The 26,921-nt window shown below is 69.1% G+C and carries 31 protein-coding genes; 12 read left to right on the top strand and 19 right to left on the bottom strand.

Annotated elements, in window-relative coordinates:
* Positions 1-19 precede the first annotated feature (19 nt).
* Positions 20-721 carry a hypothetical protein gene (locus AB0P11_RS07570; RefSeq protein WP_363520983.1) on the top strand — a complete coding sequence of 234 codons (702 nt, stop codon included), beginning with the start codon at positions 20-22 and terminating at the stop codon, positions 719-721.
* Positions 718-1,275, top strand: coding sequence for a hypothetical protein (locus AB0P11_RS07565; RefSeq protein WP_056279570.1), 558 nt, complete (start codon positions 718-720; stop codon positions 1,273-1,275). The genes AB0P11_RS07570 and AB0P11_RS07565 overlap by 4 nt, the downstream gene beginning before the upstream one ends.
* 350 nt (positions 1,276-1,625) lie before the next feature.
* Here the strand turns inward: AB0P11_RS07565 and AB0P11_RS07560 are convergent, their stop codons facing one another.
* Positions 1,626-2,909, bottom strand: a complete 1,284-nt coding sequence (locus AB0P11_RS07560; RefSeq protein ID WP_363520980.1) for a hypothetical protein — start codon at positions 2,907-2,909, stop codon at positions 1,626-1,628.
* 39 nt (positions 2,910-2,948) lie between these two features.
* Here AB0P11_RS07560 and AB0P11_RS07555 point away from each other — a divergent pair, with 39 nt between their 5' ends.
* A complete protein-coding gene (locus AB0P11_RS07555) occupies positions 2,949-3,539 on the top strand; it encodes a hypothetical protein (RefSeq protein ID WP_363520977.1) in 591 nt (196 codons plus the stop codon).
* Positions 3,536-4,516, top strand: a complete 981-nt coding sequence (locus tag AB0P11_RS07550; protein WP_072591753.1) for a cation transporter — start codon at positions 3,536-3,538, stop codon at positions 4,514-4,516. Before AB0P11_RS07555 ends, AB0P11_RS07550 begins: the two co-directional genes overlap by 4 nt.
* 113 nt (positions 4,517-4,629) lie before the next feature.
* Here AB0P11_RS07550 and AB0P11_RS07545 read toward each other — a convergent pair whose 3' ends face one another.
* Positions 4,630-5,988 carry a cytochrome P450 gene (locus AB0P11_RS07545; protein ID WP_363520973.1) on the bottom strand — a complete coding sequence of 453 codons (1,359 nt, stop codon included), beginning with the start codon at positions 5,986-5,988 and terminating at the stop codon, positions 4,630-4,632.
* Positions 5,989-6,163: 175 nt separating this feature from the next.
* Between AB0P11_RS07545 and AB0P11_RS07540 the strand changes: the two genes are divergently transcribed.
* Together AB0P11_RS07540 and AB0P11_RS07535 are read left to right on the top strand one after the other, a co-directional pair.
* A complete protein-coding gene (locus tag AB0P11_RS07540; protein ID WP_363520970.1) occupies positions 6,164-6,601 on the top strand; it encodes an SRPBCC family protein in 438 nt (145 codons plus the stop codon).
* A 62-nt stretch (positions 6,602-6,663) separates the two neighbouring features.
* On the top strand, positions 6,664-7,488 hold the full coding sequence (locus tag AB0P11_RS07535) for a CPBP family intramembrane glutamic endopeptidase (protein WP_363520967.1): 825 nt from the start codon (positions 6,664-6,666) through the stop codon (positions 7,486-7,488).
* 3 nt (positions 7,489-7,491) lie between these two features.
* Here AB0P11_RS07535 and AB0P11_RS07530 read toward each other — a convergent pair whose 3' ends face one another.
* Positions 7,492-8,676, bottom strand: coding sequence for an alcohol dehydrogenase catalytic domain-containing protein (locus AB0P11_RS07530; protein WP_056280245.1), 1,185 nt, complete (start codon positions 8,674-8,676; stop codon positions 7,492-7,494).
* A gap of 192 nt (positions 8,677-8,868) precedes the next feature.
* Between AB0P11_RS07530 and AB0P11_RS07525 the strand changes: the two genes are divergently transcribed.
* The gene (locus AB0P11_RS07525; protein ID WP_053097624.1) at positions 8,869-9,213 is read left to right on the top strand and encodes a hypothetical protein; all 345 of its coding nucleotides are present in this window, start codon (positions 8,869-8,871) and stop codon (positions 9,211-9,213) included.
* Between the two features lie 66 nt (positions 9,214-9,279).
* A complete protein-coding gene (locus AB0P11_RS07520; protein WP_053097625.1) occupies positions 9,280-10,683 on the top strand; it encodes a threonine/serine exporter family protein in 1,404 nt (467 codons plus the stop codon).
* 19 nt (positions 10,684-10,702) lie between these two features.
* Here AB0P11_RS07520 and AB0P11_RS07515 read toward each other — a convergent pair whose 3' ends face one another.
* The 11 genes from AB0P11_RS07515 to AB0P11_RS07465 form a co-directional block, all read right to left on the bottom strand.
* Positions 10,703-11,047 carry a hypothetical protein gene (locus tag AB0P11_RS07515; RefSeq protein WP_053097626.1) on the bottom strand — a complete coding sequence of 115 codons (345 nt, stop codon included), beginning with the start codon at positions 11,045-11,047 and terminating at the stop codon, positions 10,703-10,705.
* A 60-nt stretch (positions 11,048-11,107) separates the two neighbouring features.
* Entirely contained in the window at positions 11,108-12,196 is a 1,089-nt protein-coding gene (locus tag AB0P11_RS07510; RefSeq protein ID WP_363520961.1) for an alkene reductase, read from the bottom strand.
* 62 nt (positions 12,197-12,258) lie between these two features.
* Positions 12,259-12,894 (bottom strand): DUF1684 domain-containing protein, encoded by a 636-nt coding sequence (locus AB0P11_RS07505; protein ID WP_056279558.1) that lies wholly within the window; start codon positions 12,892-12,894, stop codon positions 12,259-12,261.
* Positions 12,895-12,927: 33 nt separating this feature from the next.
* Positions 12,928-13,503: an NADPH-dependent FMN reductase gene (locus AB0P11_RS07500; protein ID WP_053097629.1), complete on the bottom strand. Its 576-nt coding sequence runs from the start codon at positions 13,501-13,503 to the stop codon at positions 12,928-12,930.
* 92 nt (positions 13,504-13,595) lie between these two features.
* Complete coding sequence (locus tag AB0P11_RS07495; RefSeq protein ID WP_072591758.1) at positions 13,596-14,069, bottom strand: MarR family transcriptional regulator; 474 nt, start codon at positions 14,067-14,069, stop codon at positions 13,596-13,598.
* An 84-nt stretch (positions 14,070-14,153) separates the two neighbouring features.
* Complete coding sequence (locus AB0P11_RS07490; RefSeq protein WP_363520957.1) at positions 14,154-15,101, bottom strand: ABC transporter substrate-binding protein; 948 nt, start codon at positions 15,099-15,101, stop codon at positions 14,154-14,156.
* The gene (locus AB0P11_RS07485; RefSeq protein WP_053097632.1) at positions 15,098-15,868 is read right to left on the bottom strand and encodes an ABC transporter permease; all 771 of its coding nucleotides are present in this window, start codon (positions 15,866-15,868) and stop codon (positions 15,098-15,100) included. The genes AB0P11_RS07490 and AB0P11_RS07485 overlap by 4 nt, the downstream gene beginning before the upstream one ends.
* The gene (locus AB0P11_RS07480) at positions 15,865-16,599 is read right to left on the bottom strand and encodes an ABC transporter permease (protein WP_363520953.1); all 735 of its coding nucleotides are present in this window, start codon (positions 16,597-16,599) and stop codon (positions 15,865-15,867) included. The genes AB0P11_RS07485 and AB0P11_RS07480 overlap by 4 nt, the downstream gene beginning before the upstream one ends.
* Before the next feature lie 124 nt (positions 16,600-16,723).
* Positions 16,724-17,179 (bottom strand): MarR family transcriptional regulator, encoded by a 456-nt coding sequence (locus AB0P11_RS07475; RefSeq protein WP_053097635.1) that lies wholly within the window; start codon positions 17,177-17,179, stop codon positions 16,724-16,726.
* 1 nt (position 17,180) lies between these two features.
* A complete protein-coding gene (locus tag AB0P11_RS07470; RefSeq protein WP_082297877.1) occupies positions 17,181-18,902 on the bottom strand; it encodes an MDR family MFS transporter in 1,722 nt (573 codons plus the stop codon).
* A 107-nt stretch (positions 18,903-19,009) separates the two neighbouring features.
* Positions 19,010-19,900, bottom strand: coding sequence for a helix-turn-helix transcriptional regulator (locus AB0P11_RS07465; protein ID WP_285364616.1), 891 nt, complete (start codon positions 19,898-19,900; stop codon positions 19,010-19,012).
* A 102-nt stretch (positions 19,901-20,002) separates the two neighbouring features.
* Here AB0P11_RS07465 and AB0P11_RS07460 point away from each other — a divergent pair, with 102 nt between their 5' ends.
* On the top strand, positions 20,003-21,247 hold the full coding sequence (locus AB0P11_RS07460; protein WP_363520949.1) for a multidrug effflux MFS transporter: 1,245 nt from the start codon (positions 20,003-20,005) through the stop codon (positions 21,245-21,247).
* 41 nt (positions 21,248-21,288) lie between these two features.
* Complete coding sequence (locus AB0P11_RS07455) at positions 21,289-22,314, top strand: zinc-dependent alcohol dehydrogenase family protein (protein ID WP_056280243.1); 1,026 nt, start codon at positions 21,289-21,291, stop codon at positions 22,312-22,314.
* A gap of 65 nt (positions 22,315-22,379) precedes the next feature.
* Here AB0P11_RS07455 and AB0P11_RS07450 read toward each other — a convergent pair whose 3' ends face one another.
* From AB0P11_RS07450 to AB0P11_RS07435, 4 genes are all read right to left on the bottom strand, one after another.
* Positions 22,380-22,736 carry a hypothetical protein gene (locus AB0P11_RS07450; RefSeq protein ID WP_056279548.1) on the bottom strand — a complete coding sequence of 119 codons (357 nt, stop codon included), beginning with the start codon at positions 22,734-22,736 and terminating at the stop codon, positions 22,380-22,382.
* 81 nt (positions 22,737-22,817) lie between these two features.
* On the bottom strand, positions 22,818-23,630 hold the full coding sequence (locus tag AB0P11_RS07445; protein ID WP_053097639.1) for a DUF1206 domain-containing protein: 813 nt from the start codon (positions 23,628-23,630) through the stop codon (positions 22,818-22,820).
* On the bottom strand, positions 23,627-24,301 hold the full coding sequence (locus AB0P11_RS07440) for a phosphatase PAP2 family protein (RefSeq protein WP_363520944.1): 675 nt from the start codon (positions 24,299-24,301) through the stop codon (positions 23,627-23,629). Before AB0P11_RS07440 ends, AB0P11_RS07445 begins: the two co-directional genes overlap by 4 nt.
* Positions 24,302-24,308: 7 nt before the next feature.
* Positions 24,309-24,569, bottom strand: coding sequence for a DUF6458 family protein (locus AB0P11_RS07435; protein WP_053097641.1), 261 nt, complete (start codon positions 24,567-24,569; stop codon positions 24,309-24,311).
* Between the two features lie 116 nt (positions 24,570-24,685).
* Between AB0P11_RS07435 and AB0P11_RS07430 the strand changes: the two genes are divergently transcribed.
* Positions 24,686-25,348 carry a helix-turn-helix domain-containing protein gene (locus AB0P11_RS07430; protein WP_315985312.1) on the top strand — a complete coding sequence of 221 codons (663 nt, stop codon included), beginning with the start codon at positions 24,686-24,688 and terminating at the stop codon, positions 25,346-25,348.
* 60 nt (positions 25,349-25,408) lie between these two features.
* Positions 25,409-26,605, top strand: a complete 1,197-nt coding sequence (dinB, locus tag AB0P11_RS07425) for a DNA polymerase IV (protein ID WP_285364610.1) — start codon at positions 25,409-25,411, stop codon at positions 26,603-26,605.
* A 10-nt stretch (positions 26,606-26,615) separates the two neighbouring features.
* Here dinB and AB0P11_RS07420 read toward each other — a convergent pair whose 3' ends face one another.
* Positions 26,616-26,909: a hypothetical protein gene (locus AB0P11_RS07420; RefSeq protein ID WP_053097644.1), complete on the bottom strand. Its 294-nt coding sequence runs from the start codon at positions 26,907-26,909 to the stop codon at positions 26,616-26,618.
* Between the last annotated feature and the right edge of the window lie 12 nt (positions 26,910-26,921).

Raw genomic sequence — 26,921 nt, 5'->3', positions numbered from 1 at the left:
ACATCGATATGCTGGCCCCGTGAGCATGACGGGGGATCACGGTGGCGCCACGCCTGCGGCCTCGCGCCCGGCGCCCGCGCAGGTCGTGCGGCACGCTGTCTCCCGGTGGACGCGCGGGATCGCCGAGCTGCCCCGATGGATCTGGTTCGCCGCAATCGCGGTCGCCGCCGTGGCCATCGTCGTCGCGGCGATGGGCGGGTTCACCCGTGCAGAGGCTTCGCCGACGCTGCGCGGCGCGGATGAGGAGGTGCGCACCTCGCAGTACGCGATCACCGTGCTCGACGCCGAGTTCGTCACCGAGGTCGAGTCGGAGTATCTCGAGGCGGAGCCCGGCGAGAAGCTGCTCGTGATGAGCACGCGCATGGAGAATCTCTCGGATGCTCCGATCGGAGTCGGCACCACCGTCGACCGCATAAGCACCGGGTTCGTCAACACCGGCCGTCCGCTTCTCGACCTCGCAGGCGTCCCCGCGAGTGACTCGGTGGCGGTCTGGCGAGCGGACGGGTCATCCGGCCAGGTCATCCTGCAGCCGGGCGTCCCCAGCCAGGTGACCTTCGCCTGGACCATACCCGAGGACGCGTTCCTCGACGGTTCTGTCGCGCTCGACGTGCACGAGGTGCAGATCCAGCGTGGAGCGGTGATCCTCTCCTCACGAGCGGTCACGTGGCGCCCCGCCGCCCTCAGCGCACGCATCTCGGTCACCGCCCAGGAGACACGATGAGACGCGCGACCCCCTGGCTGGTCGGCGCTGCGCTGGTGGTCGCGGCCGGCGTGCTGACCGCCGTCACCCCGAGCGATGACGACGTCATCGGTCCGACCGTCGTGCGTGGTGCCTTCGGCGACCCCGTCGCATCCCGCACTCTGATCGCGGCAGCGACGGACGCGACGTTCGCGGACAAGGTGGCGGTGTCCGGTGGCGACTGGAGCGCGGAGGGGAACTGGCTCGTCGTGACGGTGATCGCCTCGGCGCCCCGCACGGAGGTGGATGCCGCCATCCAGCTCGCGACGCTGACGATCGACGATCGCGTGTTCCAGGCCAGCGAGCGACCCGACGCGACGCTGACGTCGACCCCGCTGCGACTCGGCATCGACACGGTCGGGACGCTGGCCTTCGAGCTGCCACCGGATCTGACATCGGGGCAGGCGGACCTGCGTCTCATCTCCTCGTACTTCACCGCCGAGCTCGACGACGTGATCGCGATCGCGGTCGAACTGGACGACCTTCCTCGCACGCCGAGTCTCGAGCTCGATGACCCCGAACTGCGGATCCCATGAGCTGGTGGCGGACGCAGCGGACCGGGCTGATCGCGGTGGCGATCGCGGCCGTCGCGATGGTCAGCGCCACGGCATGGCTCGACATCGCGCCGAGCATCCGGCCGACGGATCGGGTGATCGACGCCGACACGACGGTCGACATCGCCGGACAGACCCTCACGCTCGGGCCCACGGAATGGGCGGAGTTCGAGGCGCCTGCGGGGACCCGCACCCTCAGCGTCCGACTGTCGTCGAGCGGCGGATCCGCGGCATCGCTCTGCGGACAGACGACGCTCACAGAGATCGACGCCGATCGCACCTGGCTCAGCTCTCGCGCAGACCTCGATGTGCCCTACGACGAGGGCGAGAGCTCATGCATCGCCGAGCCGGCGTCGTACCGCATCCTGCTGACCTTCCTGCTTCCCGACGACGCCGATGGCCCGTTCCTGCTCGATATCGAGGGCAGTGACGACGACCTCGCCCGCTTCCGTATCGAGCCCTGACGGGCGGGTGTCGAGGCCAGACCGGGGCCGGCCGATGACGGCGTCATAGGCCGTGGCGACGATCGCCACCCTGAGCGGTTCGGCGACGGCACCGATGGCGACGGTGACGAGCGGGAAGAACCCCGCCCAGAACGACGATTCGTGGCCCCCGATCAGCAGCAGGACTCCCCGGGTGCCCGCCTGCTCGGCGAAGCCCCACGCGGCGTAGGCCAGTGCGTAGACGCCGAAGAGCAATGGCCCGCCACGCCAGATCACCGCGACGGCAGCCCAGAGGCCTTCGAGTCGCATCACCAGCGTGCGCGCGATGCTCAGGACCGCCCCTCGCGCCGCTCCCCCGCCGACGCGTGCGAACGGCGGAGTCGAGTCGAAGGTCGTGCCGAAGATCACACCGGCGACCGTGAGCCAGGCCGCGGGGACGAGGAGTGCGGCGACGAGGATTCCGGCCAGCCAGGTCGCCCCTTCCCATACGGCGGCGATGGGTTCGATGTTCACCGAGAACCAGTCGCCGAGGCTCTGCAGCCACCCGGCCGCCTCTCGTTCACCGAACCAGTCCAGGACGCTGACCCACCACCGTGCGACGAGTGTGAAGAGCATGAAGGTCCACAGCACCTCGGCATAGGTGGCCAGGATGATCGTCCACCGCGGCAGCCGGTCGGCGAAGCGCGTGAAGAGCAGTCGTGCGATCAACGCGATCACGAGCACCGTCACCGGCAGCACGCCGACCGCGATGACACCACCGCGATCGCCCATCTGGACGAGGTCGTACCCGGAATCGGCCAGCGCGATCGCGCTCGCGATCTGGAAGAACTCGATCTGGTCGGCATCGAGCAGACCCCACGCGGTGTAGAAGGCGAAGAACGGCAGGATCGCGGCGAGAGTCGCGGAGGCGAACTCGCGGAGGCCACCGGCATCCTCCCTCCGGCTGTGCGGCAAGGAGGGGCGCACAGTGAGATACATCGCGACGTACGCGACGAGTCGGGCGGCGACCGCCAGCGGCAGCAGCAGCAGGCCCCCGAGCGTGGTGTGACCGCCGACGAAGCCGGCGAGCTCGATCAGTACGCGATGCAGCGCCTCGCCCCCGAGATACCAGGCCATGAGCGCAGGCCAGTGTCGGGCGAGGATGCGCCCGAACGTGCGGAGGGCCTGTGACATGTGCCCTACCGTACCGGTGGATCACCGTCGTCGAGCGGCATGAGGACACCGACCCCGGCTCACGCCAGCGGCATACTCCGCGCCACATCGGGCGTCAACCCGGTTCTCACCGCCGCCCTGCGGGGGCACCATGTCGTCGTGAACGCATCGACGTGGACTCCCCGCCGCGCCGTCTCGGCCGCAGTGGCGCTGCTGCTCGCCGCCGCACTCTCGGGCTGCGGCCTGACTATCCCGGCCGACCCGGACGGCACTCTCGCGTCGGCGACCGGCGCTGACCTGAGGGTCGGCGTCTCGGCCGATCCCGGGCTGGTCGACACTGATCGGGACACCCCCACAGGAAGCATCGCCGACCTCGTGACAGGCTTCGCCGACAGCATCGACGCCGACATCGACTGGACCTACGGGTCGGAGGAGACGCTGGTCCGGATGCTCGAGCGCGGCGACCTCGACCTCGTGGCGGGCGGCTTCACCTCTGACACCCCCTGGATCGACAAGGCCGGGGTCACCCGCGGCTATCCCGAGATCGACGGAGCCGACGGTCGCGAGATCGTGATGCTCGTGCCACTCGGCGAGAACGCGTTCCTCAGCACTCTCGAACGTCACCTCGACGAGGCGGTGGGGTCGCGATGACCGTGCAGCGGATCGGCCGCACCGAGCTGCCAGACGAGCAGCGCGCAGCGCTCCGCCGAGCGATCGGGTGGGAATGGTTCACCATCGCCTACACGTCGGTGACGATCGCGGTGATCGCCCTGGTCGTCGGCAACTCGCAGGCGATGCGCACCGCGTGGATCGAGGACATGCTGTCGCTGATCCCGCAGATCGCCTTCCTCGTCGCGCTGATCTTCATCCGCAAGCGCCCCTCGGTCAAGCATCCCTACGGCCTGCACCGCGTGATGGGAATCGGACACCTCGTGGCGGGCGTCGCCCTGCTGGCGGTCGGACTCAATCTGGCGGTCGAAGCGGTGACCGGGCTCATCGCCCGCGAGCACCCGACCATCGGCACGGTGCAGCTGTTCGGGCAGACGATCTGGCTCGGCTGGCTGATGGTCGCCGTGATGGCCGTGGTCATCGTCGGCCCGGTGTTCTTCTACGGACCGGCGAAGGCGAAGCTCGCGCCCGTGCTTCACAACAAGCTGCTCTTCGCCGACGCCGACATGGCCAAGGCCGACTGGCAGACCACGGTCGCCTCGATCGTCGGCGTGCTCGGTGTGGGTGCCGGCGTGTGGTGGCTCGACGGCGCTGCGGCTCTCGTGATCTCGCTCGGGATCGTGTGGGACGGCTGGCGCAACACCAAGACCGCCGTGATCGATCTCATGGACCAGCGCGCCAGGACGTACGACAGCAAGCACCCGCATCCGCTCGCCGGTGACGTGATCTCGACCATGCGCTCCCGCCCCTGGGTCACGGAGGCGGGAGTGCGGATGCGGGATCAGGGGCAGGTCTTCCACATCGAGGCGTTCGTCGTGCCGCATCGCGGAAAGGTGTCGATGGGCGACGTCACCGACCTCGCAACGCGCATCACCGACCTCGACTGGAAGGTGCAGGATGTCGTCGTCGTCCCGGTGGAGGAGCTCCCCCAGGGCGTCGACACCTCGGGCCGCGACTGACCGTGCTCGGAGCGAGACCCCGGACGGCAGGACGCCCACCGCACCAGTTAGGGGGAGTCCGTGCCGAGGCGGAGCAGCCGATGCGCGCCCCTTGACAGAACGCGCTCACCCGCTCAGTGGAAGGGGCACCCACGGGACGCGGGTGCCGATGACGATGCCGATACGGATGCCGCCGAGCGCACCGCACCGCCGGACCGCGGCTTGGTGGGCAGCCGACGCCGGCCGACGTCGAGCCCTTCGTCGAGGATCCGCAGGTCGGGGTCGCTGAGCACCGTGATCGCCGCGGCCAGCCCTGCGATCGCGAGCTTCTCGCCCGGGCAGCGGTGCCCCGTCGGGACGTCGGCGCCACCATGAGGAACGAATGCGGCGAGCGCTTCGTAGTCCTCGATGTCGCGGAAGCGCTCGGGGTCGAACCGCTGGGGACGCGCCCAGAAGCGGTCGTCCGTGTTGGTGCCCTGCAGGTCGAGGACGACGCGTCCTCCGGCATCCACCGTCTGACCGTCGATTTCGATGTCCGCGGTGGCCCAACCGGGAAGCATCGGCACGAAGGGAGAGGTGCGACGGATCTCCTGCGCGAACATGATCGACAGCGGTCCGCCGACGACCGACCCGCGCTCGACGGCCTCGGCCGCGATGCGCTCGCGCCAGTCGGGACGCTCGTGCAGCTCCTTCGCGGCGAATGCCACGAACCGGGCGACTGCGATCATCGGACGGATGCTGTTCTGCAGCTCGACACCGGCGACGCGCGCCGGGAGCAGCTCGCCGTCCTCGTCGCGGTGATGCGCCCATACCTCGAGCGCCGTGCCCGATTCGGCGCGCAGCGAGCCGTGCCGCACCGCCTCGATGAGCCGAGCGGAATGACGGTCGGACCACCACCGGTTCGCCAGGGCGGCGACGTACACCGGCGAGTACGGCGAGCCGAAGCCGTCGACGATCTGGGCGAGCCGCGCCGCCCATCGGGTCTGGGCCGCCGGCGTGCCCGGCACACCCGCCCAGCCCATGATCGCCCGGCCCAGCGCGCCGACGGCCGCGTCGTAGGCGCTGCGGGTGCCGCCGTCGAGCCACGCCCGGCGCTCGCTCTGCCATTCGCGCTCGAGCCAGGGCGTGAGTCGTGCGACCTGCTCGTCCTCATAGAGGGCGCCGACGAAGGCGGCTTTGCGGTGCCGGTGGGCTGTGCCGTCGAGGCTGTGCACGGAGCCGTGCCCGAACAGGCTCTCCTGCACGATCGCGGGCATGGCTCCGGAGCGCGCGATGCGGGTCTCGTCGTAGAAGAGCTCGACCCCCTCCACTCCCCTGACGAAGACCGCGTCACTGCCGAGCAGCCGCATCGGCGCCGATCTCGCACCCGGCGGCACCCGTCGCCAGATCCGTGCCCCGAACCCGTAGCCGCGGGTCAGCAGGGTGGGAGCGTCGTCCTGTGCCAGTGCGCCGAGCTTTCGCGCCGCACGCGCGGGGATGTCGATGAGTGCCATGCTGCGACGTTCGCAGAGACGTGGTCGCCGAACCAGGGGGAGGCGCGAGCGGGGCCTCTGTGCTAGTGCCTCACTCGTGCCGCGCGACCCGCACTCCCCCACGCGCGGTCGTCAACCCCCTGTCTGCGAATCGGAAGCCACGCGATCATCGTCACGACGCGAGAGGAGTTCCGACATGGCGAAGAACGTGCGCACGATGGACTGTCAGCCCGACGATGTCTTCCGGGTGCTGGGCAACGGTTGGCTGTACCCGGCGTGGGTGGTGGGCGCCTCGCGCATGCGCGACGTCGATGAGTCGTGGCCGCAGCCGGGCGCTGAGCTGCATCACTCGGTCGGCGTCTGGCCCGCTCTGCTCGACGACACGTCCGTGGTGGAGGAATGGTCGCCGCCGAACCGCATGGTCATGCGCGCGAAGGGTTGGCCGATCGGCGAGGCCCGCGTCACTCTGCGGGTGCGGTCGTATGACGGCGGCACGATGGTGCGCATCGACGAGGAACCCGTGAACGGCCCCGCCACGCTGCTGCCCGGTCTGGTGACCGCTCCCCTGCTGCGCTGGCGCAATTCCGAGACCCTGCACCGCCTCGCCTACCTCGCAGAGGGGCGTGCGTCCTGACCCGCTCCTGCCCATATATTGGGTCGTGAGCCGCGACCTCCGCGGATGCGGAGGGATGCACGATGGCCGATGTGACGCAGTCCGCCTGGCGACGCTTCTGGGAACAGGGCGGCTGGTGGCGGGCCGTCATCCTCGTGGTCGTCTACTTCGTGCTCTACAACGGGCTGTCGCTGCTGTTGACCCCGTTCGCGGCTCAGATCGAGGATCCGCAGAGCGCGGCGGGGATCCTCGTGTTCTACGCGATCCCGGTTCTCGTCGGCTGCCTGCTGCTCATCGGCTTCGCGGCATCCGTCGGCTGGCTGGGTGAGATCTTCCGTCCGCAGCCGATCCGCGGACGCGGATGGATGTGGATCGCGGTAGCCGTCGTGCTCCTCTTCAACGTGCTCCACATGTTCGCCATCGACTACGGAGCGGCCGGATTCGAGGTCGTCGCGACCTGGCTCCTCGCCGGACTGTTCATCGGCTTCGCCGAGGAGGTGCTGACGCGCGGCCTCGTGGTGAACCTGCTGCGCAAGGCGGGTCAGCGTGAGCTCGTCGTCGCGGTGATCTCCTCGGCCCTGTTCGCCCTGCTCCACGCCGGCAATCTGCTCACCGGCCAGTCCCTGTTCGCGACCCTCATCCAGCTGGCCTACACCTTCGCGTTCGGCATCTGCATGTACCTCGCGATGCGCGTGACCGGGACCATCGTCGCACCGATCCTGCTGCACGCCAGCACCGACCCGAGCATCTTCCTGCACACGACCTACCCGGCGGAGAGCGCGTTCGGCTCGATCGCGAACCTCGGCAACATCGTGGTGATCGTCGTCGGCGTGATCTGCCTGTTCTTCATCCGCGGTCGCGTCGAGCAGACGCAGGCGGCGGCCCCGGGTGTCGGGGCCGCCGCCTGACCCTCACGCGGCAGACGGTCGCAGCACGACCTTGATGCAGCCGTCCTCCTTGCGCTGGAAGGTGCGATACAGCTCCGGCGCATCCTCGAGCGGAGCATCGTGGGTCATCAGATCCATCACGCCGAGGGGGTCGGAGAGGTCTTCGACGAGCGGCATCAGATCGTCGGTCCAGCGCTTCACGTTGCACTGGCCCATACGGATGCCGATCTGCTTGTCGAACAGGGTCTTCATCGGCAGGATGTCGGCATCGCCCGCGTAGACGCCGCTGAGCGACACCATGCCACCCCGGCGCACGACGTCGATCGATGCGTACACGGCGGCGAGTCGGTCGATCCCGGCCTTGTCGAACACGGCGCGGGCGGCCGGATCCGGCAGCAGTCCGACGGCCTTCTGCACGAGGGCGACGCCGGCGTTGCCGTGCGCCTCCATGCCCACGGCGTCGACCACGGAATCCGCGCCGCGCCCGTCGGTGAGGTCCCGCAGCTCGGCCACGACGTCATCCGTGAGGTCGAAGACCTCGACTCCGTGGCGTGCCGCCATCTCCCGGCGTTCCGCGACCGGGTCCACGGCCAGCACCCGGTATCCGCGGTGCGCTCCGATGCGGGCTGCGAACTGCCCGACGGGGCCGAGCCCCATCACCGCGAGCGTCCCGCCCTCCGGCACGTTCGCGTACTCCACACCCTGCCAGGCCGTCGGCAGGATGTCGCTGAGGTACAGGTACCGCTCATCGGGGAGATCGGACGCGATCTTGATGTGGTTGTAGTCGGCGAGCGGGACGCGCAGGTATTCGGCCTGCCCGCCCGGCACCTGGCCGTAGAGCTTGGTGTAGCCGAACAGCGCGGCGCCGCTGCCGTACTCCTTCACCTGCGTCGTCTCGCACTGCGACTGCAGGCCGCGCAGGCAGAAGAAGCAGTGCCCGCACGAGATGTTGAAGGGGATGACGATGCGATCGCCGACCGCGAGGTCGCGCACACCGCTGCCCACCTCCACCACGACCCCCATCGGCTCGTGGCCGAGGATGTCGCCCTTGTCGAGGAACGGTCCGAGCAGTTCGTAGAGGTGCAGGTCGGAACCGCAGATCGCCGAGGAGGTGATCCGGACGATCGCATCGGTGGCGTGCTCGATGGTCGGATCCGGTACCTCCTCGACCGCCACGTTGCGCGTTCCCTGCCAGGTGAGTGCCTTCATCGTCATCCTCCTCGTTACGTGTCGAAGGGCCACCCTCCATCGACGGCGCGCGAAGGGACAGAGGGTTGACAGGCGGTTCCTGAACGTTCGACAGTCGCGGTGCACATCGGAATATGGGAAACTGGACCCACCATCGGTGATCATTCGATACGCCTCGTCTCGCGGGCACTGTGGCGTACTGGGGAGATCATCATGGGCAAGTTCATCTACGAGGGCACCGTCAAATCGGACATCGAGGACAGGGCGCTCACGCACCTGCAGCTCGTGATGACGGCGAAGCTCAGGAGAGGCGAGCCCTTCTCGTTCTCCTGGCGCGAGGACATGGCTGTCGGCGGCGGTCGGACGACTGTCTGGGTGCACGCCGGCAGCTCCCTCGTCTTCAAGTACAGCGGGAGCCGTCAGCCGCAGATCAACCGCGCGTGGATCGAAGCGCTGGCGTTCACGGCGAACGCCCCCGGCGGTCTGCGCCTGGTGAGCGAGCCGGCCGAAGGCACGGCGCCGCCGGTCGAGCGCGTCGAGGTTCCGGCGCAGGCCTGACGGATCTTCTCCTCCCCAGTCCTCGCGGCGTCGGATGCACCGGTCGCGAGGAGGAAGAATGGGATCGTGTCCCCGAATCCCCAGCGGCGACTGCTCGCCTCCGTGCGCAGGATCCTGCACACCGATCCCTCATCCGTCGCCCACACCGAGGCGATGCCGATCATCGACGAACGCACCGTGCCGCGTGTGCTCGACCTCGCGACCCGCATCGGCGAATCGATGTTCGGGGTCGGCGCCTCGGCGCACGAGGTCACGCTCGCCATCACCCGCATCTGCGCCGCGTACGGCATGCGGGACGTGCAGGTCGATGTCACCTACAACTCGATCACGGTCTCGTTCCACCTGAGCGGCGAGGTCTGGCCCGAGACGCTCGTGCGGGTCGTGCGCGTCGCCGCCCCCGACCACGCCAAGCTGCAGAGAGTGCAGGCCCTGGTCGCCGACATCGACGACGGACTGGATCTCGAATCGGCCCGCTCGACGTTCCGCGCCCTGCGGCGCGTGCCCTTCGGCTACCAGCAGCCGGTGGTCATCGTGGCACGAGCGCTGCTCGCCGTCGGAGTGAGCATCATGCTCGGGGCCTCGCCGCTCATCGTCGGGCTCACGTTCATCGCGGCGCTCTGCGCGGCGTTGACCCAGGCCGGCCTCGCGCGCGTGCGCGTTCCGCTGTTCTTCAGTCAGATCGCCGGAGGGTTCGTCACCACGGTCGTCGCGGTCGCCGTCTCGGCCCTCGGGGCCGCCGGTATCGAGCCCTTCGTCGGCATCCGACCATCGATCATCGTCGCGTCGGGAATCGTGCTCATGCTCGCCGGACTCACCGTGGTGGGGGCCGCTCAGGATGCGATCGACGGATTCGCGCTCACCGCAGGCGGACGCATCCTCGATCTGACGATGCAGACGCTCGGAGTCGTGATCGGCATCCTCGTCGGCCTCGAACTCGGCAGCGTGCTCGGCTTCACGATGGGTCTGCCCGATGACCCGGCCCCGTTCGGTCCGCTCCTGAACCAGTTCGCGGGGGCGATCATCATCGCGATCGCCGTCGCCGTCTTCAACGGCGCGGGTCTTCGGATCATCCTCGTCAGCGCGCTGCTCAGCGCCGTCACCATCGCCGGCTATTCGACGATGGTCGGTCTGAACCTGCATCCGGCTGCGGCGAGCGCGATCGGCGCCCTGCTCGCGAGCTTCATCGGGATGCTGATCGCGGTGAAGCTGCACGTCCCGTCGGTCGCGGTCACCACGGCCGCGATCGTGCCGCTCGTGCCCGGTGTCGCGGTGTTCCAGGGCCTGCTCGAGATGATCCACGCGGCAGGGTCGGCATCCGGGGTCGTCGGCATCGGCGGCTCTCTGGTCGATGCCGCGGTGATCGGAATCGCACTGGCTTCGGGCGCATCGCTCGGCCTGTATCTGGGAACGCCCGTGCGCGCCACCCTCAGCAGCGTCGCGAAGAACCGGGCGCGGGTCGTCCGGCGCTGAGCCGAACGACGCGAGCGACTCAGACCTGGGGTCCGAGCGCGCCGCCGCCGGGCTCCCCCGCGGCGTCGCCCTTCAACTCGACGAGGATGGTGTGCGTCGACGTCGCGCCCGTGTTCTCTCCCCAGTGGCGTTGGGCCGGCAGCCAGACGGCCTGACCCGCGGTCAACGACGTGTCGAAGGTGCGCTCCCCCGCTGACAGACGGCGCGAGAAATCGCTGAGGGTCACCATCACGCTGTTCGGATGATCGTGAGGAGTCGTGCGGTCGCCCGGCTCATCCGTGTACTCGAGCACGCGCACGAGATCGTTCTCCCAGAGCGTGCGGTAGTGATCGGGGTTGGTGACAGTGGGATCGTCGGTGACCATGCGGTCACAGTACGCCCCGATATTCCGCGCCGACAGGGGTACTTCGCGCAGCCGCGCGCGTCAGGCGTCGGCGCGCACGGTCTCGAGCGACGGGTAGTCCGTGTATCCCTCGGCCGTGCGTCCGTAGAACAGCGCGGGGCGCGGCTCGTTGAGCTCGGCGTCCTGACGCCAGCGCTCGACGAGGTCGGGGTTCGCGATCACCGGACGGCCCGCTGCCACGGCGTCGGCCCACCCCTCCGAGACGAGCATCTCGGCCTCGTCGCGGGTGGTCTGCGCGGCGAATCCGGAGTTGACGATCAGCGGGGCACCGGCCGTGCGGCGGATGCGCTGCACGAGCTCGCTGGTCGGCACGGCACTGAGCACGTCGATGAATGCGAGGCCGAGCGGTGCGAGGCCCTCGGCGACGGCGAGGTAGGTGGCGAGTGCGTCGGCGTCGTCCTCCTCGAGGACGCCCTGGATGTTGTGCTGCGGCGACAGACGGATGCCGGTGCGGTCGGCCCCGACCGCCTCAGCCACCGCCGACGTGACCTCGATCGCGAACCGCGCGCGGTTCTCGGGCGATTCGCCGTACTGATCGTCACGGATGTTCGACACCGGCGAGAGGAACTCCTGCACGAGGTAGCCGTTCGCGCCGTGCACCTCGACGCCGTCGAAGCCCGCGGCGATCGCGTTGCGTGCGGCCTGCACGAACTGCTCGACGACCATCGGGATCTCGTCGAGCGTGAGAGCGTGAGCGACCGGCATGTCGACCTTGCCGACCGGGGTGTGCGTCTGGCCGGGGGCGGCGAGCGCGCTCGGGCCCACGACGCGCGGCTCACCGGAGATCTCGGGGTGCGAGACGCGGCCGCCGTGCATCAGCTGCATGACGATCGTGCCGCCGGCCTCGTGCACGGCGTCGGCGATCCGCCGCCATCCGTCGATCTGCGCGGGAGTGACGATGCCGGGCTGCCCGGAGTACGACTTGCCCTCGGCAGCCGGCCACGTGCCCTCGGAGATGATGAGACCCTGGCCCGCGCGCTGGCGGTAGTACTCCACCATCGTCTCGGTGGGCACACCGTCGTCGTCCGCACGGGTGCGGGTGAGCGGCGCCATGACGACGCGGTTGGACAGCGGGAGGGCGCCGAAGACGGCCGATTCGAAGAGGGTCACGCTCAGGGACAAGCGCCCTGGGGTGCCGAGTATTCCCCTGCGGAGATACGCAGACCGGATGCTCAGTCGGCGACGCGGCCGTACATCTCCCCCACGGGCACCGCGACCTCGAGCACATTGCCCGGCTGGGCGAGCGGGCAGGCCCACGCCGGGTCGTAGGCGCACGAGGGGTTGTAGGCGAAGTTGAAGTCGAGCACGATCGTGCCGCGCTCGGCATCCGACCCGAGGTCGGCGCCCTTGATCGTGTCGATCAGATAGCGGCCGCCTCCGTAGGTTCCTCCCGGACGACCGGCGAGAGCGTCGCGCACGGGGATGAAGATCCCGCCGCCGTAGGTCGTCAGACGCCACACGTCGAGCGACCCGGTGTCGGGGACCTCGACCCTGCCGATGCGCTCGAAGGGAACCACGCCGTCGGTGCCGGTCGCGAACTCGAAGCCCCCGGGCTCGGCCTCGAGGATCGGCAGCTCGAAGCGCCACTGCGGATCGTACGACGCGATCGGGAGCCCTTCGAACAGCGGTCGATCGTCGGCCATCAGCGGGGTCGCCGCATGGTGCAGCAGCAGGTCGTCGCGCTCGATGCGCCAGAGCTCGTGCGCGTCTTCGGCGGAGTCCGCCCGACGCACGGCGTCGTAGAGGGCGAAGACACGGCGTCGCCAGTCGACGACCTCTGCGGCGGTGCGGGCTTTCGTGAGCGTCATGTGGTTCAGGCTACGCGGCTCGCGCCCCCGGGTTCACACGTCGGTGTCGCGCGGCAGCACCGTGAGCACGCGTTCGATGTGGTCTCGGAACTCGACCAGGTAGTCGCGGAGGAAGGTCGCGGTGCCCTCGTTGTGGACCGTCCCGTCATCGGCGAAGGTGTCGGGCGAGAACTGGATGTAGGCCTCGGGCGCCGTCATCTGACGGGCGTTGCAGAAGCTCAGCACCCCGCGCAGGCTCTGCTGGGCGACCGCCGTGCCGATCGCGCCCACCGAGGCGCCGATCACCGCGGCGGGGATGTGGTCGAAGGAGTTCTGCCCCCACGGCCGCGACGCCCAGTCGATCGCGTTCTTGAGGCCGCCGGGGATCGAGCGGTTGTACTCGGGCGTCACGAAGAGCACGGCATCCGCCGAGGCGATGGACTCCTTCAGATCGACGGCCACCGCGGGGTAGTCGGCGTCATAGTCCTGGCTGTAGAGAGGGAGGTCTCGGATCGGGATCTCGAAGAACTCGAGATCATCCGGCGCCAGCCTGATCAGCGCCGTCGCGAGGATGCGGTTGATCGAGGTGGACGAGAGGCTTCCGACGAAGTATCCGACCCTGTATGCCATGACTGTTCCTCATTCCCCTAGTCGTGAGATCAGTCTCGTCCGGGCTCGCGTCTGCGTCCAGCCCCCGTGGCGAATGGTCCGCCGCCTTCGGCTCAGTCGCCGAAGGCGGCGAGCAGCTCCGCGAAGTGGTCGAGATCCTCGGCCGTCCAGCGGCGCAGCCTCTCGCCGAGGCGCTCTTCGTACCGAGCGCGGGCGAGGGCCACCCGCTCCTGCGCCAGCTCCGTGGCGACGAGCACCCGCGCGCGGCGATCGTCCGGGTCGGGGACGCTCTCGACGAGACCGAGCTGCTCGAGTTGGCGCACGTGCCGACTGACGGCCGACTTGTCGGTCTGCAGGCGCTCGATGATCGCGCCGGCCGAGGTCGCCTTGCCGGTGGCGATCGACGTGAGCACCTGGTATCCGAGAGGCTGCAGGTCGGGGTGCACGGTGGTCGCGGCTTCGCGCCAGCTCACCCGGATGCGGGCGAAGAGCCTGCCCAGCTCGTGCTCGACCCTCGAGATCGCCTGATCGAGGTCAGGGGTTGCGGCGCCGTCTATCGGGGCGACTTCGTCGGACGAGGCACTCATGCTCGCCAGCTTACGATGAAGCCCCGCCGGCGCTGTGCTGGCGGGGCTTCGATCAGATCACCGACTCGTGATCCGTCCGCACGATCACTTGTCGAGCAGACCTGCGGTGGTGAGCCATTCTTCCGCCGCGGTCGCAGCCGACGCCTTCTCGTCGCCCTCGACCCGTTCGCGCAGATCGATCAGGTCGTCGGTGGTGAGCTTCGCGGAGATCGCATTGAGCACCTCGGCGAGCTTGTCGGTGTAGATGTCCTTCGAGAGCAGCGGGATGACGTTCTGCGCCGAGATCATGTTCTCCGGGTCCTCGAGGACGACGAGGTCCTCGGACTTGATCGCCGGCGACGTCGTGTAGATGTCGGCCACCTGCACCGTGCCGTCGACGAGCGCCTGCACCGTGTCGGGACCGCCGAAGTCCTCGTACGGGACGAACGTGACCTGTCCCGCTTCGACGCCCACGCCGTAGACGTCGCGCAGCCCCGGGATCCCGTAGCCGAGTTCGCCGAACTGCGGGTTCGACGCCAGGGAGAACGGCTCGAGAGCCTTCAGGTCGCCGATGGCCGTCAGGTCGTTGTCCTCGGCGGTCTTCTTCGTCACCACGTAGGCGTCCTTGTCCTCGGCCTCGGCCGAGTCGAGCACCTGCAGGTCGTCCGCGCCCACCGCATCCGGCAGCGCCGCATCGACGTCCTCGGTCGTCCGCTCCTCGTATGCCGTGTCGTAGTAGGCCAGCAGGTTGCCGTTGTACTCCGGGATGAGGTTGATGGACCCGTCCTGCAGCGCGGGGATCGTCTGCTGGCGCGGACCGATGTTGAACTTGGTCGAGACGTCGAAGCCCTCGGCCTCGAGCGCCTGCGCGTAGATCTCGCCGAGGATCTCGCTCTCGGGGAAGGCGAAGGAGCCCACGACGATCGCGTCGCCCTCGGCGGCGTCACCGCCCGAGGACGTCGGGTCGGCGGTCGCGCAGCCGGCGAGCACGACGGTGGTGCTGACGGCGAGCAGGCAGGCCGTCAGCCAGGTCTTACGGGCTCGAGAGGTCATGCGGGGGTCCTTTCGTCGACGATCGGCGCCACAGCGGCATCCGACCTGTTTCGTTGCACACTGCGGAGGGGACGGCTCGTCTGCCCCCGAGTACGGGTGAGGCGCTGGAGGAGCGCGAAGACGCCGTCGACGCTCAGCGCGAGAACGGTCACCAGGAGCGCCCCGCCGAGGATCACGGTGTAGTCGTTGAGGCCGATGCCCGACGAGATGATCCGCCCGAGGCCGCCGAGTCCGACGTACGACGCGATCGTCACGGTCGCGATGACCTGCAGCGTGGCCGAGCGGATCCCGCCGATGATCACCGGCAGCCCGAGAGGGATCTCGACCTTGCGGAGGATCTGCATCTCGGTCATCCCGATCGCGCGCGCCGCATCGATCGACTCGCGGCTGACGCTCTCGAGCCCGGCGTAGGCGCCGGCGAGCAGCGACGGGATCGCCAGCAGCACGAAAGCGACGACGGAGCCGACGAGGACGGCCGGAGTGGTGCTGAGACCGGAGCGCAGCACCATCGTGAGGAAGAACAGGAGCCCGAGCGTCGGGAGAGCGCGCATCGCACCGGTGAAGCCGATCACGAACTGGCGACCGTGCCCGGTGTGCCCGATGTAGAAGCCGAGCGGCAGAGCGATCAGCATCGCGATGACGAGCGAGACGCCCGAGTAGATGAGGTGCTCGACGAGTCGGTCGCCGATGGGCAGCGGGCTCTGCGAGCCCGGCACCCAATTGGCGGGGTCGAGGATCCAGGCGATGGCGTCGAGGAAGAAGTTCATCGGACACCGGCCCCCGGGGGCGCGAGCACTCGACGGGTGCTGACACTGTCGGTCGCGGGGTCGGGGTCGGTCGGGTCGCCGCTCGTGCCGCGCACGCCGGCGGCGCGGCTCCAGGGCATGAGGACCCGCCCGATCGCCACGAGGATCAGGTCGAAGACGAGAGCGATGAGCAGGCTCATGACGATCCCGACGACGACCTCCTCGAGGATGCCGCGCTGCTTGCCGTTCTGGAAGAGGTAGCCGAGGTTCTCCGAGCCGATGATCACGCCCACCGAGACGAGGGCGATGGTCGACACGGAGACCACGCGGAGGCCGGCGATCAGCACGGGGCCGGCGAGAGGGAACTCGACGCGCCAGAACCGGCCGCTGCGCGAGAAGCCGATGGCCTTCGCCGACTCGATGATCGACCGATCGACCGATCCGAAGGCGTCGGTCGCCGAGCGCAGCATGATCGCGACCGCGTAGATCGTCAGCGCCACGACCAGGTTCGTGTCATCGAGGATCCGGGTGCCGAGGATGACCGGCAGGATGACGAAGAGCGGCAGGGACGGGATCGTGTAGAGCAGGCTGCCCGTCGTGATGATGAACGTCCGGGCCACGCGATTGCGGCTGGCCACCCAGCCCAGCGGCACCGCGATCAGGAAGCCGAGGATGATCGGAATGATCGCCAGACGCACGTGATTGATCGTCAGATCGAAGATCAATCCGAGGTTGGAGGCGATCCAGTTCATCCGAAGTACCGTTCTTTACGGTCTTGGGACGCCGAATCGCGAAGTCAAGACATTCGACTGAACCACAGAATATCGCTCTCGACAACCCGGGCCGACACGTCGCGTGATCGGCCCGGGCTCTCGGTCAGACCTCTGAGAGCAGACGGAACACCTTGGATGCCGCGTGGATCTCGTCCTGCGTGAGCTCGGCCACGACCGTGCGCAGGCGCGAGGCGTGGTCGCTGCGCAGCTCGGTGAGGGCGGAGCAGGCCGACGGCGTCGCCGTCAGGACCCGCAGCCGGCCGTCACGCTCGTCCGGCCTCGACTCGATCAGGCCCAGCTCCTCCAGCATCCGCACCTGGCGACTGATGACGGACTTGTCCATCTCGAAGCGCTCGGCGAGCTCGTGAGCGCTGGCGGAGCCCGCCCGATCGATGAAGGTCAGCAGCTTGTAGCCGCCCACCTGCAGCTCGGGGTCGATGCGCGCCGCCGACTCCCTCCAGAGCGTCCGAGTCCTCGCGAAGATGAGGTTCAGATGCGTCTGGAGGTCGCCGAGGGCGGTGTCGACGTCGGCGGGCGCCGCCGCTTCGGAGGTGACCATGTCAGCGCCCCGACTCCCGCTCGTCGCGCTCGAGCACGGTCGTCACCGAGCCGGTCGAGGGTGAGGCGGACTCGGTGCCCGAGATGCGGATGGCTCCGGTCGACATGGTGGCGCCGACCTCGGCCTCGGAGACCTCGAGAACGGACTCCTCGGCCTGCTCGCGCAGCTGCTCGGCGGCGTTCTTCGTCGACAGCGGCTTGTTCTTGATGAACGCGATCGCGATGATGGCGATCACTGCGAGCGGAATGGCGATGATGAACGCATCCGCGATGCCGTGGCCGTAGGCTCCCTCGACGATCGTGCGGATCGTGTCGGGCAGCTGCGTGACCTTGGGCACATCGCCAGAGGCGAGGTGCTTCAGCGCGTCGATCTCATCGGGCGTCGTGGGAGTGAATCCCTCGAGCGCGTCGGAGATGTAGTTGCCGACGCTGGTCGAGAGCGAGGCACCCATGACCGTCACGCCGATGGTGCCGGCGATCGTGCGGAAGAAGTTGACGTTCGACGAGGCGGCGCCCAGCTGCTGCGGCGCGGTGTCGTTCTGCACGATGAGCGTGAGGTTCTGCATGACCATGCCGAGACCTGCGCCGAGCACGAACATGTAGGTCGCGACCAGCGGGAACGGGGTGTCGTAGCGCAGGGTCGCCATCAGGCTGACGCCGATCGTGGTCAGCACGGAGCCCGTGAGCATCCATCCCTTCCACTTGCCGAAGCGGCTGACGAGCTGGCCGATGATGATCGACGCACCCATCTGTCCGACGATCATCGGGATCGTCATGAGGCCGGACTCGGTCGGTGTGGCACCGCGGGCGAGCTGGAAGTACTGGGCGAGGAACACCGAGGTCGCGAACATCGAGACGCCGATGGCGATCGACGCGATGACCGACAGCGTGAAGGTGCGGTTGCGGAACAGCGACATCGGCACGATCGGTTCCTTGACGAAGAACTCGACGGTGATGAACGCGGCGATCGCGACACCCGCGGTGACGGCGAGCATGATGCTGGTCGAGGAGTCCCAGTCGAACTGGCTGCCGCCCATCGAGACCCAGATGAGCAGGGTCGAGACGCCGACCGCGAGCAGCACGATGCCGAAGTAGTCGATCGACACCTTGCGGTCGCGCTGGGGCTTGGGCAGGTGCAGGGTGAACTGCAGCAGCACGAGGGCGAGGATGGCGAAGGGCACGCCGACGAAGAAGTTGGAGCGCCAGCCCCAGACGTCGGTGAGGAGTCCGCCGAGCAGCGGGCCGCCGATGGTGCCGAGGGCCATGATTCCGCCGACCACGCCCATGTACTTGCCGCGCTCGCGCGGCGAGATGATGAGGGCGACCGCGATCATCACGAGCGACATCAGTCCGCCGACGCCGATGCCCTGGATCACGCGGACCGCGATGAGCATGTTGGTGTCGGTCGAGAAGCCGGCGATCACGGTGCCGACCGTGAAGATGATCAGCGACAGCTGCACGAGGATCTTGCGATCGACGAGGTCGGCGAGCTTGCCCCAGATGGGGGTCGAGACGGCGGTCGCGAGGAGGCTGGCGGTGATGACCCAGGTGTACTGCGACTGGGTGCCGCCGAGGTCGGCGATGATGACCGGCATGGAGGTCGACACCACGGTGCCCGAGAGCACGGCGACGAACATGCCGACGACGAGGCCCGAGATCGCGGTGAAGACCTCGCGAGGCGAGCGCACCGCGTCGCCTGAGGAGGTGGGTGAGATGTGTGTCACAGTGGAGAGCTCCTGTGTAGAAAGTTGATAAGAGTCAACTATACGCCTATTGGTTGCGAAAGTGCAACTGTAGACCGGAGGCAACCATCTGTCGATGGAGTGGGACGCTAGCCGCGGCTCTCGTCCTTGGTCGGCTCGACGACGCGCTGGTCCAGAGACCACGACGCGAGCAGCGCGAGACGCTCGGCCGAGGGCGAGCCCGGCTCGGCCGAGTAGATCAGCAGCACGTTGCCCGGCTCGGCGGTGATCGCGAGCTCCTCGTACGCCAGGGTCAGCTCGCCGACGAGCGGATGCCGGAATCGCTTCGTGCCCGCGCCGTGGATGCGCACATCGTGCGCCGCCCACAGCCGGCGGAACGTCTCGCTGCGCGTCGACAGCTCGCCGACGAGATCCTGCAGACCCTTGTCGTGCGGATCCCGCCCGGCTTCGGCTCGCATGATCGCGACGCACATCTCGGCGAAGAGATCCCAGTCGGGATAGAAGTCGTGCGCTGCCGGGTCCAGGAACTGGAAGCGCGCGAGATTCGGGGTGCGGCCGCCGTCGCCGATCACCGGCGAATAGAAGGCTCGGGCGAGATCGTTCGTGGCGACCAGGTTCTGGTGGGGGTCGCGGACGAACGCGATCGCATCGGTGATCGACGACAGCGCCCACTGCAGGCTGGTTCGTGCAGCCCCGGGCTTCGCCGACCGGCGACGCGAGCGGCCGCTCGACGGGATGCCGTCGGCGGCGCGGGCGAGATCGAGCAGATGCGCGCGCTCGGCGTCGTCGAGTCGAAGGGCTGACGCGAGCGCGTCGAGCACCGCGGCGGACGCGCCGGCGATCGCGCCGCGCTCGAGCTTCGCGTAGTACTCGACGCTGACTCCGGCGAGCGCTGCGGCCTCACTGCGCCGCAGGCCGGCGACACGTCGGTTCCCTCCGGCCGGGATGCCGACCGACTCGGGCGCGACGCGCGCGCGGCGGGTCATCAGGAACTCGCGGACCTCGGATCTGTTGTCCATGCTCAGGACGCTACCCCCGACCGTGCTTCGGAGGGAGGTTCTCGCAGTACACCCCTCGACAGGGACTCCCTCGGAGCACCCGACAGGCGCAGAGTGGACAGCATGACATCCGCAGCCCGCCCCTCCGTCGACCGGGTGCTCCCCGCCCTGCTGCTTCTGCTGACCGTCTTCGGGCCGATCTCGATGGACCTCTACCTGCCCGCTCTTCCGGCTCTCACGGCAGCGCTGGGCGCCGCCACGTCGGTCGCGCAGTTCACCGTGACCGCCTGCCTCATCGGTCTGGCGGCCGGTCAGCTCATCGCCGGGCCGGTGTCGGATCGATACGGCCGCCGCGGCGTCCTGCTCATCGGCATCGTGGCGTACATCGTCACGTCGATGCTGTGCGCGATCAGTCCGACGGTCGAGCTGCTGATCGCCGCCCGATTCGTGCAGGGACTCGCCGGCGGCGTCGGCATCGTGATCGCCCAGGCGGCCGGGCGTGACGTCTTCTCCGGCGGGACGCTGATCCGCTTCTACGCGCGGCTCACGGTCGTCGGCGGCTTCGCGGCGATCGTCGGCCCGCTGCTCGGGGGCCTCCTCAACACGATCATCGACTGGCGGGGGCTCTTCGTCTTCCTCGCCGTCATCGGCGCCGCCATCCTGATCATCGCGCTCGCGCGGTTCGGGGAGACCCTGCCGATCGAGGCACGGTCGACCGGCGGTCTGACCCGCACCCTGAGCGACTATCGGACGCTCCTGCGAGACCGCGTCTTCGTCGGCGCCGTCCTGAATCAGGGGCTGATGTACGCCGCGCTCTTCGCCTACCTGTCCGGCGCGACGTTCGTGCTGCAGGACATCTACGGCCTGTCGCCCCTCGGTTACGCCCTCGCGTTCGGCGCGAACTCCGCGGGATTCATGGTCTTCGGCCACCTGGCCGGCCGATTCTCCGAACGAGGGCACGTGCACGCCGTCCTCGCCGCCGGTGTCGTGGTCGCGACCGCCGGTGCTCTCGGCCTGCTCGCCGCCGGACTCACGACGATGCCGCTGTGGGTCGTGCTCGCGTCGCTGTTCGCCCTCGCCGCGGGCGTCTCCATCTCGTCTCCCCCGGCCACCACCCTCGCTCTGGTCGGATACCCGCAGATCGCCGGCACCGCCTCGTCGCTTCTCGGGATGGTGCGGTTCGGCTTCGGGGGTATCGCCGCCCCGCTCGTCGGCGTCGCCGGTGCCCTGAGCATCCTGCCGCTCGGCGTGGTCACCGTCTCCGCGACCGTGCTCGCGGCCGTCACCCTGGTGCTGATCGGCACCGCACGCGGGCGCACGCCACGGCACTCGCCGCACACGACCTCATCCGCCGCCCTCACCCATTGAAGGAGAACATCATGAGCACGGACACCGTCAGCACCCGCACCATGCGCGCCGTCGTCATGCACGCCCCCGGAGACGTCCGCGTCGAGGAGGTCCCCCGCGCTTCCGTCGTCGAGCCGACGGATGCGGTCATCCGCGTCACCGCCGCCTGCATCTGCGGCTCGGACCTCTGGCCCTACCGCGGCATCGAGCCGGTGGACCACCCCACACCGATGGGTCACGAGTACATCGGCGTCGTCGAGGAGGTCGGCGACGAGGTCCGTGACATCGCGGTCGGCGACTTCGTCGTGGGATCGTTCGTCGCGTCCGACAACACGTGCGAGATCTGCCAGGCGGGATTCCAGTCGCGCTGCATCCACCAGGTCATGATGGGCGGCGTCGGCACCCAGTCCGACTACGCCCGCATCCCTCTCGCCGACGGCACTCTCGTCGCCGTCGAGGGCGATCCGACCCCCGCGCAGACGCGCAGCCTGCTCGCGGCATCCGACGTCCTGGGCACCGGATGGTTCGCCGCCGTGGCCGCCGAGGCGGGGCCGGGCAAGACCGTCGCCGTGGTCGGCGACGGAGCCGTCGGCCTGCTCGCGATCCTCGCGGCGAGGCAGCTCGGAGCCGAGCGGGTCATCGCGATGTCCCGCCACGCCGACCGTCAGGCTCTGGCGACGAAGTTCGGGGCCACCGACATCGTCGAGGAGCGCGGCGACGCAGGCGTCGCGAAGATCAAGGAGCTCACCGGAGGGTACGGCGCCCACTCCACCGTCGAGGCGGTCGGCACCCAGGAGTCGATGATGCAGGCGATCCACGCCACGCGTCCGGGTGGACACGTGGGGTACGTCGGCGTGAGCCACGGCGTCGAGCTCGACGGCCTGGACCTGTTCTTCTCGACCGTCAGCCTTCTGGGCGGGCCGGCGCCGGTGCGCCGCTTCCTGCCCCAGCTGATCGACCTCATCATGACCGATCAGATCGATCCGGGGGCCGTCTTCGATCTGACGCTGCCGATCGAGCAGGCGGCCGAGGGCTACAGGGCCATGGACGAGCGTCGCGCCACCAAGGTGCTGCTCACCACCGACTGATCGGAACCCCGACGGCGGCGGGCACCTTTCTCGTGCCCTCCGCCGTCGGCGAAGGAACCTCGCGGTCAGCGTGCCGTCGCGGCCGACCCGTCGAGGTCGAGGTCCACATCGACGTACCAGTCGCTGTGGCCGCCGTGCTCTCCCGAGTCCGGAGAATCGGGATAGAGGCGGTGCGCCTGCAGCTTCGCCGCGTGCTCGCTGAAGTCGGGCTCGTCGTCATCGAACTCGTGCGGCCCGACCAGCAGGTCGTTGCCCACGCCGATCACGAGGTCGGCGCAGTCTTCGCGCCCGCCGACGAGGATGGGGATCTCGACGGCGTCGGCCTCCCCCTCTTTGGCGACGGCTGCGGCGAGAGTCACGAGAGAGTCCGCCACGTCATCCGTGGTCACCAGCTGCTGGCCTGCGTACGAGACGATCTTCATGGATCCATCCTGGCCGACTCGGCCGATCCGCGGCGCAGGGTTGCGCGGCGGCGCACGGTTCGATATGCGGGCGGGGTCAGCTCACATCCGGGCGTAGCGGGCGCGGGCGAAGCAGAACAGGCCGTACAGAGCGAGGCCGGCACCGACCACCCACAGGATGACGGCGCCGAACGGGAGTCCGGCCAGAGCGCGCAGCGCCGAGTCCAGGCCGCCGGCGGTCTCGGGGTCATGCGTGAGCGCCGCGATGACGAACAGCACACCCGCGACGCCGACCGCGATGCCCTTGGCGACATAGCCGGCCGTTCCGAAGGCGGCGATGCCGGATCGCGCTTTTCCGGACGGCACGGACAGATGCTCCATGAACGCGCGAGTGATGCCCCGGACGACGAAGGCGACGCCGACGGCCGCCACTCCGAGTCCGACGAGCACGAGGAGCACGACGCCGGCCGGCACCGCGAGCAGCTTCGCGCTGAACGACTGGGAGGATTCGGACGACTGCGACTGGCCCCCGAGCGCATAGACCAGAGCCGTCGCGCCGATCGCGAGATAGGCGACAGCCGTGCCGAGGAACTTCGCCCGGTGCGCCCACTTCTTCTTCGCGTCGGGATCGCGCTCGACGACCGCCTCGGCGATCTGCCAGATCGCGAGAGCGAGCAGGCCGAGCACGATCAGCCACAGCAGGAACACGCCGGCGGGAGACTCCTGGATCTGCTGCATGGCACCGCCCTGATCGGCGTTCTCGCCGCCACCGCCGGTCGCGATCGAGATCGCGATGCCCCCGATGAGGATGTGCAGGATGCCGAGCACGACGTAGCCGACGCGGGCGAGGACGCGGAAGGCGGTCGAGTCCTGGGCGGCTCTCGCGGTGGAGGCGGCCGAGTCGCGAGTGTTCATGGATTCACGGTGCTTTCGATCGGTTCTTCAGAGGTGTCGGGAGTGGGGGTCGCAGACGCGAGGCGCCGCGCACGGATCGCCTCCATGCAGGCCCAGACGAATGTGGCGACGGCGACGCCCTCGAGCATTCCCGCGACGACGTCGCTCAGCCAGTGGGCATGCAGGTAGGTGCGGCTCCACATCATGAGGAGCACCCACACGACGCCCACGACCCAGACCCATCGACGACGGAGCACCAGTGCGAGGACGACCACGACGGTCGTGGCGACAGCCGTGTGCCCGGATGGAAAGGACGTCGCGACGCTCTCGGCGAGCGAGTCCGCCGGTCGCGTGCGCCCGATCACTGCCGCCATGGTCGCGCCGATCGCCACGACGGCGACCATCGCGATCGCCAGCGTCGCGGCATCCCACCGCCGACCGCGCCAGATGAGCGCAGCGATCAGCAGCGCTCCGACGACCATCATGCCGATGGTGCCGCCGACCACTGCCGGGACCCAGGCGACGACGACCCAGATGTCGCTGGTCAGCGCGACCATGAGGTCGTGCCACCAGACGTCGATCGCGAGCGGCTCGTGACCGCCGAGGGCGACCACCGCCCGCAGCACGACGAAGGCGAGGGTCGCCGCGACACCGACGACGATCGCGCCGGTGCCGCGCTGCACCTCGGTCACGCCGACATCAGGCGAGGGGCTCGTTGTCGCGCATGCTGCGACGGGTCACGCGGTCGCCGGTCGCCGGGTCGACGGCGGTGCGGTCGACGGTCTCGGTGCGACGGCTGCGCATCGTGAGGATGAGGCTGATCAGGAAGACGACGACTCCTGCACCCATGAGGATGTAGCCGATCAGATCGAGATCGACGTAGCCGCCGGTGTCGATGTTGAGTGCGAAGACCAGGATCGCTCCGATGACGAAGAGCGCGATGCCGCTGCCGATGCCCATATGTCCATTCCTCTCCGAGACCGCGTCCGCGGTCTCGCGACGACCAGAATATGGTCAACACCGATTGAGTCAATACCCGTGGACACGTCCATCATCCCGTGATATGGATGGGAACGATGACTGATCTCGAACGCCGCGTGGCGATCTTCGCCGCACTCGCCGATCAGACGCGCCTGCGCATCGTCGACCTGCTCACCCTCGGCGACCTCTCGTCGTCGGAGATCGGCACGACGCTCGACCTGAGATCGAATCTGATCGCCCACCATCTCGGCGTCCTCGAGTCCGCGCGCATCATCACGCGCACGCGCTCGGAGTTCGACAGGCGGCGCAGCTACATCGGGCTCCGCCCCGAGGTGTTCGACACGCTCGCACCGCCGAGCGTCGCTCCCCCGCGCCGGGTGCTGTTCGTGTGCACCGCGAACTCGGCACGATCGCAGCTCGCCGAGGTCATCTGGCGCGACATGAGCGCGATCGACGTGGCCTCCGCCGGCACCCAGCCCGCCTCCGCGGTGAACCCCGAGGCGCTGGCGACAGCCGAACGCCACGGGCTGATCATCGACCCGGCGCGGCCACCCCGCCACGTCGACGAGGTGCGCACGGACGACGACCTGGTGATCACGGTGTGCGACGACGCGCACGAGCGGATGCTCACGGGCGACGACCTGCACTGGTCGGTGCGGGATCCTGCCAGGGTCGGCACAGCCGCCGCCTTCGAGAGCGCCTTCGACACGCTCTGCCAGAGGATCCGCGCGCTGTCGTCGCGGCTGATCGCGGCCTGACAGCCCCGGCCCGGATGTCCCCGGCCCGTGCGACGATCTGCACGTCGACGGGAGAACACGATGCGGGGCGAAGCCACCGTGCTGCACGCCGATCTCGACGCGTTCTACGCCTCGGTCGAGCAGCGCGATGCGCCTGCTCTGCGCGGCCGGCCCGTCATCGTCGGCGGAGGCGTGGTGCTGGCGGCGAGCTATGAGGCCAAGGCCCGAGGGGTGCGCACTGCGATGGGCGGCCGCCAGGCGCTCGAGCTCTGCCCGGATGCCGTCGTCGTCCCGCCGCGCATGGAGGCGTACTCGGCGGCGAGCAAGGACGTGTTCGCGATCTTCCGCGACACGACCCCGCTCGTGGAGGGCCTCTCGATCGACGAGGCCTTTCTCGAGGTCGGCGGGCTGAGGCGCATCGTCGGCACCCCCGAAGAAGTCGCAGTGCGGCTGCGGAATCGGGTGCGCGCGGAAGTCGGCCTGGCCATCTCGGTGGGCGTGGCGCGCACCAAGTTCCTCGCCAAGGTCGCCAGCGCGGTCAGCAAACCCGATGGGCTGCTCGTGGTCGAACCCGACCGGGAAGAGCAGTTCCTGCTGCCGCTGCCGGTCGAGCGCCTGTGGGGCGTCGGGGCGGTGACGGCCGAGAAGCTGCACCGCTACGGGGTGCACACGGTCGGTCAGCTGGCGGAGCTCGAAGCGGCGACGGCCGAGCGGGTGCTGGGCAAGGCTGCGGGCTCGCACCTGCACGCCCTCGCCCGCCTGCGCGACCCGCGCCCGGTCGACACGACCCGGCGCCGCGGCTCGATCGGCTCGCAGCGCGCCCTCGGCTCGCGCGCCCGCACAGCGGACGAGCTCGACCTCTTCCTCACGCAGATCATCGACCGGCTCGCCCGCCGGCTCCGCGACGGCGAGCGCGTCTGCCGCACGGTCGTGCTGCGCCTTCGTTACGGGGACTTCGCCAAGGCGACCCGATCACGCTCTCTCCGAGTGCCGACCGATCGCACCGCGATCCTGCTCGACGTCGCGCGGACGCTGCTCGCCGCGGCCTGGCCCGAGATCGAGGCGCGGGGCATCACCCTCATCGGGATCTCGCTGTCGCAGCTCGACCGCGCCGAGAACGCGCCACCCGAACTGCCGATCGACTGGGGCGACGACGAACGACTCGACACGGTGCTCGACACCCTGCGCGGTCGCTTCGGCGCGGCATCCGTCTCGCGCGCCGCTCAGCTGGGGCGCGACCCGGGGTGGTCGAGTCCGATCCTCCCCGAGCACGAGTGAGCGCTCGACGTCAGAGCTGGTCGAGCACCAATTCGCCGCGCGAGTTCAGCTGATCCATCATGTGGGCGACCCGTTTGGGGTCGATCGCGGGCATCGTCGGGTCATCGAACTCGAGCACCAACGGGATGCTGGGGTGCACCCAGATGGTCATGCGGCCGGACGATGCCTCGGGCTTCGAGAGCCAGGTCATCATGAAGCTCTCATTGCGGCGCAGCTTCGTGCCGATCACGATCTTCACGTGCGCCAGAGTGGCGTCCTCGATCTCGATCGCGGGCCGCGAGCTGTTGTACTCCAATTTCCCCATGATGAGAACTGT

Source organism: Microbacterium sp. NPDC079176, assembly GCF_040686675.1.
In the GTDB taxonomy this organism is placed as follows: domain Bacteria; phylum Actinomycetota; class Actinomycetes; order Actinomycetales; family Microbacteriaceae; genus Microbacterium.
The sequence above is the reverse complement of the archived record's forward strand: the minus strand, read 5'-3'. Positions and strand labels throughout refer to the sequence as shown.